Below are 12,755 nucleotides of genomic sequence, written 5' to 3'. Positions count from 1 at the left end.
GGCGTTCGGAACGAATGCCGAACAAATATCCAATGAGTAGCATTTTAAATAACATAATTGGGTCAAGACATGGACGCCCATTATCTTGGCAGTATAATTCTTTACATTTCTCAGCAATGAAGGAGAAGTCGATCGTTTCATTAATTTTCCGTAACAAGTGATCTCGTGGAACTAGTTCTTCTATGTTAACCAGTTCTGGTTGATGTTCTTTACTCGGATTTGTTCTAAACATAGAAAAAACTCCTTATAGATTGTTTTTTATTGATTCGACAAAAAAGGCTGCTGACCCTGCCTTTCAAGGCAGTTTGTCAGCAGCCTCACGACTCCGCAACAACGGAGTCGTTTTTTTCACTTTCCTTTATTCAGAGATGCAACATCTTTAGCAATTTGCGCTGCATCAGGTTGTAGGCCGTTGTAGAATCGGACCACTTTTCCAGTTCCGTCAATCAGATAAAACTGCGTAGGATGGGTAACCAACAGCGGAACGTCAGGGGATGTTCCTTTTTGATGCGCGATTTGCGCCTTGAAAGTGTCTTTGGTCACCTTGGTTATTTCTTCTAATGAATAGCCAGTCAAGAGATGCCAATTGCTAAAGTCAGCACCATGTTTCTCCGCATAGGCCTTCAGCACTTCTGGTTTGTCATACTCGGGGTCCACGCTGAAGGAGACCAGTTCCACCTGTACGCCAGCCTTTTTCAGCTCCTGTTGTACCTTGGCCATGTTGGCCGTCATCGGCGGACACACATTGGGGCAACGGGTAAAAATAAAATCAGCCAACCAGAATTTCCCTTGCAAATCCTTCAGCCCAAATGGCTTGCCCTCTTGGTTGGTGTACGTAAAATCGGGGACACGCCAATTGAGAGCGGATACATCATTATTGTTAGCGGACGCATCTTGGTTTTGGCCCGAGTCAGGAGACTCCGTCTTAGTTGGAGCACAACCAGCTACCAGCAAAAAAGCACACAAGATCAGGGAAAGTCGTCTGAATGTGAATAAATTCACAAAAAGTCATCTCCTATCTGCATCACATCGCGATGGATGCTTCTTAGTTCAACGTTTGGCAAGCAGCGCCGTCAAACGCCGCACAATCTTACTATAGCGCGATTAAACGCAACAGGGCAACCCGCATTTAAGCGGATCGCCCTGAAAGGGAATCAGGCAAAGCGTATGGATAAGTGCAAATTCATCTTTTCACGGTCCGCTTCTCCAACTCAGGCACCAAACCGTGCGAAACGCGCCAGATGTCTCCCGCGCCCATGGTCAATACGAGGTCGCCCGGCCGGACGTGATCTAAAAGATAGGCGATCACATTTTCTTTGGTATCAATGAAGCGGGTGTTGGGGTTGCTATTCTTTGTGATCAATTCGGCCAAGCGCTCGGCAGACACGCCCGGAATCGGTTGTTCACCGGCCGGGGCGTACAAGGTATTGATAATAACCTCGTCGGCCAAGGCAAACGCCCGGCTGAATTCATCCATCAACAGATGCGTGCGAGAGTAACGTTGCGGTTGGAACACCACGATCATCCGCCGCCCCAACGCTTTAGCACCTTTCAAGGTCGCTTCGATTTCAGTCGGATGGTGGGCATAGTCATCGACAACCACAATGTCGTCCACTTCGCCAATTACTTGGAAGCGGCGTTTGGCCCCTTGAAATTGATACAGGGCAGCTGCCGCGCGTTCAAATGGCACGCCCACTTCCAAACAAGCGATGATGGCCGCCAAGGCGTTGGCTACGTTGTGGCGCCCCGGAATCCGCAGGGATACATCTCCCAGCTCCTGGCCATTTTTAACCACCGTAAACGTCATTTCGCGCTCTTGTTCGCGGATGTTGGTCGCCATATAGTCGGCTGGATGATCCAACGCATACGTGATGTAACGGCCGCGCACTTCTGGAGCAATGGCTCGGACATATGCGTCATCCCAGCACAAAATCGCCGCTCCCTCTGGGCGAACCTGGCTGGCAAATACGCGATACGCTTGTTTTAGCTTTTCGAAGTCACCTTCATAATTCTCCAAATGGTCGGGCTCAATATTGGTTACCACCGCCAAGTAGGGGAAGTATTCCAAGAAAGAGCCGTCGCTCTCGTCGGCCTCGGCCACCACATAATCGCTTTGCCCCGCTTTGGCGTTGCCTTTTAAGCTGACGATTTCCCCGCCGATGATGTATGTTGGATCGACATCGCACAATTCCAACGTTTGCGCAATCATGGAAGACGTCGTTGTTTTGCCGTGTGCGCCAGCAACAGCGATCCCTTTCTTGTCGTTTAACAAACGGGCCAGCATTTGCGAGCGGTGCAACACTTCAATCCCCTGCTCTTGGGCTGCGATGCGCTCCACATTGTTTTCCGAAATGCTTGTGGAGAATACGACCATATCCGCTCCGTTGACATTGTCGGCATGATGGCCGATGGTCACCTTAGCGCCGCGTTCAATCAGCTTTTGCACCAATGCGTTTTCCGCGACATCAGACCCGGACACTTCATACCCCAAGTCCAGCAACACACGCGCGATCGCGCTCATCCCATATCCACCAATTCCAACGAAATGCACTCTTTTCTTATCCAACAGAATCACCAGCCTTTTTTAATACCTTATTCGTCTTTTGCTTGTATCAGTAATGAGCGGGCTTCAGATACGAGATAGAGAGAACCAGCGATCACACCCAGATCGCGTTCACCCAACTCAGCCCGTAACAACGCCAGCGCCTTTTGCACAGAGGATGCACTTGACACCGACGCGGACGGATGCAGACGCCGTGCCACTTCGGCCAATTCGCGTCCCGTCATGGAGCGCGGTTGATCAGCCACTTGCGTGGTGATCACATGGTCGGCCACGTCCAACAAGGGTGCCAACATATCCTCCACCCGTTTGTCATTCATCATCGCCAAGATCAACACAAGGCGATCATAAGTATAGTGGTCACGAAGTGCGTTGACCAATGAGTGAACCCCGTCGACGTTGTGTGCACCATCCAATAAGATGCGCGGATATTCACTCACTTGTTCCAACCGGCCCGGCCAATGAACAGAAGCCAAACCGCGTTGAATATGTTCATCTTCAATTACCGTGGCATAGGCTTGGCGCAACACATCCAGCGTCATCAAGGCTGTGCCTGCGTTTTTCAGCTGGTGTTCCCCCATTAGGGACACATTGGCCGAAAGCCGACGATAAACATTGGAAAAAGTAAACGCTTGTCCTGTCTCCGCCGTCTGTTCTGCTGGCTCTATCCGATAATCGCGGCCCACTTGGTAAACCTTGCAGTTTTTCAATTGTGCCGCTTCATGAATCACAGCTTGCACTTCCGCCCGTCCCGCACCGCACACGACAGGTACCCCCGCCTTGATGATGCCCGCTTTTTCCTGCGCGATGTCCGCGAGGGATTCCCCCAACCACGCTTGGTGATCCAAACCAACCTCGGTGATCACCGAAACCAGCGGATAGCAGACATTGGTGGAATCGAGGCGGCCGCCAAGGCCGGTTTCCCACACCACAAACCAAGGAACGGCATCCTTAGCAAAGTATAAAATCGCCACAAGCGTCCAAAATTCAAACGGAGTGAGCGGGCCAGGCCCTTCCGTTCTAATCTCTTCCGCCAATGGACGCAACTGATTGGACCAATGCACGAACGCCTCATCGGAGATCGGGTTCCCATCCACTTGAATCCGTTCGCGCCATGAAAGGATATAGGGGGAAACAAACAAACCAGTCGAATATCCCGCTTCCTTAAGCACCGATGCAATCATCGCCGCAGTCGACCCTTTGCCATTCGTGCCAGCGATATGAATAAATTTGCATCTTCTCTCTGGATGGCCCAGCCGCTCAAGCACCCACTCCATCCGCTCTAAACCGGGCTGGATCGCTTGCGCACAAGTTTGTTCCATCCAGTCGAACACATCACTTGGTACAGCAAATGAAGTCATTCGATCCATGACCTTCTTCCCCTTCGTTAAACAATAAAAAAACTACCTCTGTACATTTTGCATTTAAAAGGACGCTCCGTCAACAATACGGGACGGGAGGAATCTTTGGTCGTTCCTCCCGTCAACCGCCTTTTATGAACCTTTGATCTCCTGAATCCGTGCCAACACTTTCTCGCGTTTTTCCTTGTACTCTTCCCCTTTTTGCCGTTCCGCTTCCACCACATGTTCAGGTGCTTTGGCGACAAATCCCGGATTGGACAATTTCTTTTCAACGCGTTCTACTTCGGCGTTTAACTTTTTCAACTCCGCCTCCAAGCGTTTCACCGTCTGTTCCACATCAACCAGCCCCGCGAGCGGCAAGAACAGCTCAGCACCGGTCACTACCGCAGCCATCGATTTGTCGGGTCGCGCCAATGCAGGATCGATGGTCAATTGGTTCACTCCGCACAAACGCTTGATAGCCGCTTCGTTCCGTTCAAACGCCTGCCGGGTTTCCCCATCAGGACGCACCATCAATGACACTTGATGCTTAGGAGGTACTTCCATTTCAGCACGGATGTTGCGCACCGCACGGATCGTTTCGATTAACACTTGCATTTCATGAACCGCTTCTGGCGCGTCAAACGCTTCATTTACCTGAGGCCAAGCGGAAACGGTGATGCTTTCCCCTTCCACCGGCAGATGCTGCCAAATCTCTTCCGTGATGAAAGGCATCATCGGATGCAACAACCGCAACGCTTGATCCAGCACATGGGTCAGCACCGAGCGGGTCACGCGTTTGGCTTCTTCATCTTCTCCATACAGCGGTAGCTTGGCAAATTCAATGTACCAGTCGCACAGTTCATCCCAAATGAAGTTGTAGATCACACGTCCCACTTCGCCAAATTCGTACCGTTCCAACAGGCGAGTGGCGTCTTTCACTGTCTCGTTGAGTCGGTGCAAAATCCATTTGTCGGCGATGGAGAACGGCCCTTTGAGTTCCAGTTCTTCAGCCGACACCCCTTCCAAGTGCATGAGCGCAAACCGGGACGCATTCCAGATCTTGTTGGCGAAGTTGCGCGCCGCCTCCACCCGTTCAAAACGGAAGCGGAGGTCATTCCCCGGAGTACAACCAGTTGACAGCATATAGCGCATCGCATCTGCGCCATACTGGTCGATCACTTCCATCGGGTCAACGCCGTTCCCCAGAGACTTGGACATCTTTCTGCCTTCCGCATCGCGAACCAAACCGTTCATCAGCACATCTTTAAATGGAATCTGATCAGTGAATTCCAACGCCGTAAAGATCATGCGCGCTACCCAGAAGTAGATGATGTCATAACCTGTCACCAAAACATCCGTGGGGAAATAACGCTTGAGGTCGTCCGTTTGCTCAGGCCAACCCAGCGTGGAGAAAGGCCACAATGCCGAGCTAAACCATGTGTCAAGCACATCCTCGTCTTGGCGCAATGCGTTGCTTTGGCAATGCGGACAAGTGGTCGGTTCCTCTCTAGCCACAGTCATTTCACCACACTCGTCGCAATACCACGCCGGGATGCGATGCCCCCACCACAATTGGCGCGAGATGCACCAATCGCGCACGTTTTCAATCCAATTCAAGTAGATTTTCTCAAAGCGGTCAGGCACAAACTTTACGCCTTTCCCCTGTGTTTGCGCGTTGATGGCCCGTTCGGCGAGAGGCTTCATGGAAACGAACCATTGCGTGGACAGATACGGTTCGACTACGACTCCCGTCCGTTCACTGTGACCCACCGAGTGGACATGCTCCTCGATTTCAATCAACAAACCCGCCGCTTCCAAGTCTTTGACGATCTGTTTGCGGCATTCAAAGCGATCCATGCCTTGGTATTTCCCAGCCAACTCATTCATCCGACCCTCTTCATTCATCACGAGGATTTGCGGCAATTGATGGCGTTGCCCCATCTCAAAGTCGTTCGGGTCATGAGCCGGCGTGATCTTCACTGCTCCGCTACCGAATTCCGGGTCAACATACGCATCGGCGATAATCGGAATCTCCCGCTCCACGAACGGCAAGATAACTGTTTTGCCGATAAGCCCTTGATACCGCTCATCATCGGGGTGAACGGCCACCGCCACGTCACCCAACATCGTTTCGGGACGCGTTGTCGCTACTCGGATGTAGCCTGAACCATCTTTGAGCGGATATTTTAAGTGATACAACGCGCCTTTAACTTCTTTATGGATTACTTCAATATCAGACAAAGCCGTGCGAGCTTTGGGGTCCCAGTTGATGATATATTTGCCGCGATAAATGAGCCCCTTCTCATACAAGCGCACAAACACTTCTCTCACGGCGGCGGATAACCCTTCGTCCAATGTGAACCGCTCACGGCTGTAATCCAAGCTCAACCCCAATTTGCGCCACTGGTCGGCGATGTTCTGGGCGTATTCATCTTTCCATTTCCACACTTCCGCCAAGAATTTTTCCCGACCCAAGTCGTGTCGGCTGATCCCTTGCTCCCGCAACTTCGCCTCGACCCGCGCCTGGGTGGCGATGCCAGCGTGGTCCATTCCTGGCAACCACAGGGCGTCATACCCGCTCATCCGTTTGAAACGAATTAAGATATCCTGTAGTGTTACGTTCAGCGCATGGCCAATGTGTAGCTTGCCGGTGACGTTTGGCGGGGGAATGACAATCGTAAACGGCTGTTTGCTTTGGTCTTTCCCCGCTTCGAAAAACTTCCCTTCAATCCAATAGTTGTACCATTTCGTTTCCGCCTGTTTCGGGTCGTAGGCGGATGGCAAATTGCTTTTCACTGGTTCACCCATCTTACATCCTCCTCACTGTTAGACAAAATAAAAAACCTTCCGTCCCATGCAAAGGACGAAAGGTTGTTTCGCGGTACCACCTTTGTTCACCGAACCCAACTAGTCAGTTCAGTGCACTCTAGGGCCAGGTATCGGTTGGCGCCGGAACATCTTACACAGCAACACCCTTCAGATGTTCAGCTCAAGGGCGACGTTCAACGGTGTAACCTGAAGAAGCCTTCCAGCCGTGGGCTCCTCTCTCTGACAGGCTCTCTATCCCGCCTACTCTTCCCTTTCATAGCTTAATTAATCATTTATTGATTGTTTTATTATATTACAACCTTTGAATGTGAGAGTCAAACAAACGCCCAAACAAAATAAAAACGGCGATGGAGATCGCCAATGAATCATATGAGTCCAGTCCTGCCATATATCAGCGAACACCAAACGTTTGTCTGATGTGATCATACATCGCCTGAGGATCGGCCAAGAAGGTCATCAACAATACTGTCACCAGCATCAGAATACTGAGAAACACCAAAAACAAAACACCGCGATATGCTTTTTTCACCATGGTTTTTACCATACTCAACTTGAAAATCCCCTTCCTGTCAGCATCCGCTTTTGGTCCCTATAACATATTCCTATTCTCCACGTTTCGTTCACTTCTGTCTAGTCTTTCTCCCAAATCTCCAAAAAAACAAGCAACCACGCAACCTGTGGCATATAATTTGGTCATAAGCAACTTTTTTTCATTGGGCAACAAAAGATGAGGGGACGCTTGTCCCTTACCCTTTCTATACCATCTTCTATGTAAGTGAGGAGATCCTTGATGTTGGAAGTGATCTTATGGGTGCTTGCCCTTAGTTTACCATTAAAAGCCCTGCACAAACTTTTACAAAAAATAAAAAACCGGGGATAACCCCGATTCAAACTAGCGATAATTTGCCCTTTTCCTTTTCTTCTTGCGTCCGGGTTGGTGAGAGGCGACCTGGACTTTTTCCCGCTCTTCTTTTTTCTTTTTGGACGGCCACAAACTTTTCACCAGCTCCTGCATTTGTTCATGCTGGCTGATCTCGCGCTCGAAACGCTTGGTGAATTGCGGCTCTACCATGGCGGTACGCGGTTTGTCGAAATACCGCCCTAGTGTTTTCAATATTCGCTCGGGGTATGACAAATACAAGGCCAACAACCGTTTCTCTTTGGGCTCTAACTTCCACACCCGTTCATAAGCCTCAAACAGCTTGAACGGATCTGCCTCATCATGGAGCGAAAAACGCTGGATGGCGAGGGCTACATCACGGGCTGGCGTATCTACTTGCGCGTGGTCAAAATCAATCAGATACACTTGCTCCTCGTCCTGTACCACATTGCTGGGATGAACCCTGCCATGGCAGAGAACGGCGCGCGGCAAGGAGGCGTTCTCACTTTCGCGGTAGCGTTCCAATCCCCGGATGGCAAATTGGAAGCTACGGTCCAGCTGTTCTTTGGCGCTTGCGAAGGCCTGTTCAAATGGGGAGATGAATTCGCGATCCTTCCCGTGTTTCGCATATTGTTCCAACATCTCCATCTTGCGCTTCCAAGACTCGATGTCTTCTTGCCGGATGGACGGCGCCAACTCATCCAATTTTTTGCAACCTGGTTCCGTCGCCTGATGCAAACGGGCTAAAGCCCCCATCGCTTCCTCAGATGACCAGCGCTTTCCATCTGGGACAGACCGCCGCTTCCAAGGAACCATATACCAACAGGTGCCTTCCACTTCGGCCACTGGCTCCCCTTGTTTGGTCTCCATCCAAGGCAACAGATGGTTACACCCCGATTGAATTGCCTCATTCAACAGTTGGTGCAAGAGGTACAATTTTTCACGTGGGGCTCTGGAACACTTCAGCGCATATTCCCCTTCAGGCAAAGCCAGGTAGATCACGCTACCCACTTTTTCCATATACGCATCTTCATAACCGTATTGCCGCAACACTTCCCACACTAAAGCTGATCGGTCCACTGCCACTCCCCCTTTCCGTGGGCATCAACGCTTTTTGCCGTGCCAACCAAACGCAGAAATCTCTGCATGCGGACTTGGGTGTTCAGGCTGCTTGGGCACATTCAAAATCTGCCCTTCAACCAGCACGTCTGTCTGCAATCGGTTTAGCCTGATCAACTCATTAGCCGATACGTTATATCTGTTCGCCACTGTGTCAATCGTGTCATCTTTCTGGACAATAACCATTTTCATCGGCACAAACGCTTCTTCTTTTTCCCGCAACAACCAGCCGATCCAGGAAGCGTTTTCCTGCTTCTCGTCGGGTTGTGCGCCATCCGCTTGTTCCGTATCGGCTTTTTCCGAGTCATCCGAATCCGACATTTCCACCGGCTCAGGCTGTTCCCCTTCCTTGATCGACTCCGCCGTCTGTGCCTGCTTGCTCGCCTGGCGTTCACGCCAGAAGTCTTGGGGATCGACTGTCAACGCCTTTTGCTCTTCGGAATTGGCTTGCATCGACTCGATCGACTCCACCGGTTGAATCAAATGCACATCTTGCTCTTCGTGCTCGGCGTCACCCACCTGCGGATCATCAGGTGTCTCCAATTCAATCTCCACTTTGGCGTCATCAAAATCATGCTGTTGCGCAAGCGAAGCCATCGGTTGGGCCGACTGTCCCGAAAAGACCGGCAGGGATTCTTCCTCTCCGGACCGTGCCACTTCGCTAGGCGTCTCCTCATTTCTTTCAGGCAACAACCCGTCGATCATCAGAATCGCATCGATCTTCAATTCGTAAGGGGACAACACTTGATAATCAAATGCCTCCACCTCCGCCGAGATCTGGTCTTCTTCCGCGCGGTCACGCGGGAGCGTGATCTCAACCGGAATGACATAAGCCAGTTCTTGCTGATCGTCCTCTCCATTCGTATGTACATCTGGCTCACTTTCGTCTTCCCGCTGCTTGAGATAAGACCCATTCAGCCGCAGATACCCCTGGATCTTCAAATGTTGCCCTTCATCCTTGATTTCGATGTCGGGATACAAGTCCAGCTCCAGGAGGGTGTCAATGCCAGGTTGCTGTGATTGGAGGCGAACATTTTCCGATATGTCGAAACGGAGTTGGGTGAAACTGCTTTCCATATACACAATCCCTCCTTGTGAGGTTCGTGCCGTACCGCTTGACTCAACGTTCAAACACGTGGGTCATCGGTTAAGACGTTACTGTATCTATATGCGTTCAAAATGGAGTTATAACCCAACCCAGACAAGACCGGGTCTTTAAGCGGAGAGCTTGTAGGGAAAACTGCCGGAGTGATGCCGCGCAACAAAAAAAGCCTATCTTTTCGCCAACGCGAAAAGATAGGCTTTCATTAGAACAAATTTATTTTTTCAAGCGGGCCAGTGCGCGGCGGTTCGCTTCCAACGTACGGTTCAAATCCTCATCCTGATGAGCCATCGAAATAAACATGCCTTCAAATTGTGAAGGGGGAATCAGAATCCCTTCCTCCATCATCAGGCGGAAATACTCGGCAAAACGCTCCGTATCCGCTTGCTTCGCTTGGGTATAGCTCGTAACCGCCTCTCCAGTGAAAAAGAGACAGACCATCGAACCAACACGGTTGATATGGTGTGGGATGCCCGCTTCTTCCGCATTGCGGCGCAAACCCTCCTCCAAAATCCGTCCTTTGCGTTCTAACTCTTCATAAGCAGCTGGTGTCATTTCTGACAAGGTAGCATAACCGGCGGCCATGGCCAGCGGATTGCCCGACAGCGTTCCCGCTTGGTACACCGGACCAACTGGTGCGACCTGTTCCATAATCTCCTTTTTGCCACCATAAGCCCCCACCGGAAGGCCGCCGCCGATCACTTTGCCCATCGTCGTCAAATCAGGAGTGATGCCGTAGCGCCCTTGGGCCGAGTGATAACCAACCCGGAAACCGGTCATCACTTCGTCAAAAATGAGCAATGCTCCATGCTGTTCCGTCAACTCCCGCAACCCCTCAAGGAACCCAGGCTGAGGAGGAACGACGCCCATGTTTCCAGCCACCGGCTCCAAGATGACGGCGGCAATTTCTTCACCCACTTTTTCAAACACCAGCTTGACGCTATCCAAATCATTGTAAGGTACCGTCAAGGTGTGCTGAGCGATATTCTCGGGCACGCCGGGGCTGTCCGGCAAGCCCAAGGTGGCCACGCCGGAGCCAGCTTTAATGAGCAGGCTGTCGGAATGTCCGTGATAGCTTCCTTCAAATTTGAGGATCTTGTTGCGTCCGGTGTATGCGCGAGCCAAACGCAAGGCACTCATCGTGGCCTCGGTTCCCGAGTTGACCATGCGCACAATCTCAACCGATGGCATGCGTTCAACCACTGTCTCAGCCATCAAGGTCTCCAATTCGGTCGGAGCACCAAAGCTGGTTCCCTTCTCCGCAGTCGTTTTGATAGCTTCCACCACTTTAGGGTGAGCATGCCCCAAAATGAGAGGCCCCCATGAACCGATGTAATCGATGTATTCGTTTCCGTCCACATCCACCACTTTGGAACCGAACCCGCGCTCAACAAACACCGGATTCATCTTCACTGATCTAAATGCGCGAACCGGACTGTTCACTCCGCCTGGAATCACTTGTTGGGCTTGCCGGTAATTCGCGATGGAACGATCATATCCTTTATGCATCCATATCACTACCTTTTATGTAAAACTCTTCACAAACATATTGTACCTCAAATAAAGCAAACCCATCTAATGGAAAAGCGACTTTTTTGAGAAAATGGGAGCTTCGCCCGTAAACCGGCCCGCTCCCATCTATGATGTAAGTCTGATCAAGCTATTGAGGAGTATCGGGTGCAGCCGATAACCTCACTCTACTAGATTGACCGGCATTCCGGCGCTTGCCTCCACCTCGTCCCCGCCGAAGAACGCCCGCAATTGGCGAAACACGTCCTTAGAACGCTGGATTTGTTCCAGCGACACACTGAAGGACACGCGGAAATGACCCGCTCGGCCAAATTGGCTACCCGGCACAACCAAGAGATGGAACCGCTCCATCGCTTCCATGCAAAAAGCCACGTCATCGGGAATGGGCGACTTCGGAAAGATAAAAAATCCCCCTTGCGGCGGGAGAAACGAAAAGCCCGCTTCCCGCAGGATATCAGACATCATCTCGCTACGAAGCCGATAAGGAGAAGCATCCACTTCTAGACTACCCATACCGGCGATAGCCCGTTGCATCAGCATCGGAGCGTGCAAAAATCCCATCACCCGGTTGCAGTAAGCCAGCGCAGCCGCAAGCAAATCCTTGTGCTCAAATGCTTCATTGAGCGCAATATAACCGACCCGTTCCCCGGCGAGTCCCAATTCTTTGCTGAAGGAACCAACAAAAATCACACGGTCGCTGGCGGAAAACGGATTAGCGTATGTGCCACCAAAGGTCAATTGGTCATAAGGGGAGTCATACACCAAAAACAGCTGGCGCCCTGTCTCTGCTTCCCACTCAGCCATCATCCGGCCCAATTGCGACAGGTTCTCCTGTGAAAACACTTTGCCGGTCGGATTGTGGGGTGAATTGACCATGATCGCTTTCGTCTTGTCCGTAAGCGCCTCTTTAACGCAGTCGATGTCGATATCAAAAGACTCCTCCGTCAGCGGAACGATGGTGCAGGCTCCACCGAAGTTGGTCACATACCGCTCGTATTCCAAAAAATACGGAGCCAGTAATACCACTTCATCACCGGGGTTCAATATACTTCTAAACACCAGGTTCAGCGCTCCCGCCGCCCCCGATGTCATTACTACATGTGCCGGTGAGAATCCAGTTTGATAGCGGTTGGCCAAGTAAGCGGCAATGCGCTCCCGGGCTTCATACAACCCTTGATAATCACCATAAGAATGCTTGCCGGCCAGAGGTTCATCCACAACCTGGCGCAAGGACTGATAAAAGGCTTCCGGTGGCTCCAAGGCAGGGCCACCAATGGAAAAGTCAAACACATGCTCCTCACCATGCAACTGTTTCAATCTCTTCCCTTCTTGAAACATGACGCGAATCCAAGAATGCTCATTGAGTGAATTGGCAATGTCATGGGAAATCAT

The 12,755-nt window shown here is 51.1% G+C and carries 10 protein-coding genes and 1 other annotated feature; all 10 genes read right to left on the bottom strand.

Features of this window, described 5'->3' with window-relative positions; translation table 11 throughout:
- A partial coding sequence (locus tag QQZ12_RS03610; protein ID WP_284723989.1) for a transposase occupies positions 1–232 on the bottom strand: 232 nt, incomplete at its 3' end.
- Positions 233–348: 116 nt separating this feature from the next.
- The gene (locus QQZ12_RS03605) at positions 349–1,002 is read right to left on the bottom strand and encodes an SCO family protein (protein WP_223248058.1); all 654 of its coding nucleotides are present in this window, start codon (positions 1,000–1,002) and stop codon (positions 349–351) included.
- Between the two features lie 181 nt (positions 1,003–1,183).
- Positions 1,184–2,572, bottom strand: a complete 1,389-nt coding sequence (gene murC, locus QQZ12_RS03600; RefSeq protein WP_102993798.1) for a UDP-N-acetylmuramate--L-alanine ligase — start codon at positions 2,570–2,572, stop codon at positions 1,184–1,186.
- Positions 2,573–2,592: 20 nt separating this feature from the next.
- Positions 2,593–3,930, bottom strand: coding sequence for a bifunctional folylpolyglutamate synthase/dihydrofolate synthase (locus tag QQZ12_RS03595; RefSeq protein WP_284723988.1), 1,338 nt, complete (start codon positions 3,928–3,930; stop codon positions 2,593–2,595).
- Between the two features lie 123 nt (positions 3,931–4,053).
- On the bottom strand, positions 4,054–6,711 hold the full coding sequence (locus QQZ12_RS03590) for a valine--tRNA ligase (RefSeq protein WP_102992036.1): 2,658 nt from the start codon (positions 6,709–6,711) through the stop codon (positions 4,054–4,056).
- Positions 6,712–6,759: 48 nt separating this feature from the next.
- Positions 6,760–6,998: a binding site (T-box leader), on the bottom strand.
- A 125-nt stretch (positions 6,999–7,123) separates the two neighbouring features.
- Complete coding sequence (locus tag QQZ12_RS03585) at positions 7,124–7,282, bottom strand: hypothetical protein (RefSeq protein WP_154986126.1); 159 nt, start codon at positions 7,280–7,282, stop codon at positions 7,124–7,126.
- A gap of 342 nt (positions 7,283–7,624) precedes the next feature.
- Positions 7,625–8,692: a phosphotransferase gene (locus QQZ12_RS03580; RefSeq protein ID WP_284723987.1), complete on the bottom strand. Its 1,068-nt coding sequence runs from the start codon at positions 8,690–8,692 to the stop codon at positions 7,625–7,627.
- A gap of 24 nt (positions 8,693–8,716) precedes the next feature.
- Complete coding sequence (locus QQZ12_RS03575; protein WP_102992034.1) at positions 8,717–9,808, bottom strand: LysM peptidoglycan-binding domain-containing protein; 1,092 nt, start codon at positions 9,806–9,808, stop codon at positions 8,717–8,719.
- 241 nt (positions 9,809–10,049) lie between these two features.
- Complete coding sequence (gene hemL, locus QQZ12_RS03570; RefSeq protein WP_102992033.1) at positions 10,050–11,342, bottom strand: glutamate-1-semialdehyde 2,1-aminomutase; 1,293 nt, start codon at positions 11,340–11,342, stop codon at positions 10,050–10,052.
- Positions 11,343–11,525: 183 nt separating this feature from the next.
- Positions 11,526–12,755: a pyridoxal phosphate-dependent aminotransferase gene (locus QQZ12_RS03565; protein WP_106341933.1), complete on the bottom strand. Its 1,230-nt coding sequence runs from the start codon at positions 12,753–12,755 to the stop codon at positions 11,526–11,528.

Source organism: Laceyella tengchongensis (genome assembly GCF_900182735.1).
GTDB classification, from domain to species: domain Bacteria; phylum Bacillota; class Bacilli; order Thermoactinomycetales; family Thermoactinomycetaceae; genus Laceyella; species Laceyella tengchongensis.
The sequence above is the reverse complement of the archived record's forward strand: the minus strand, read 5'-3'. Positions and strand labels throughout refer to the sequence as shown.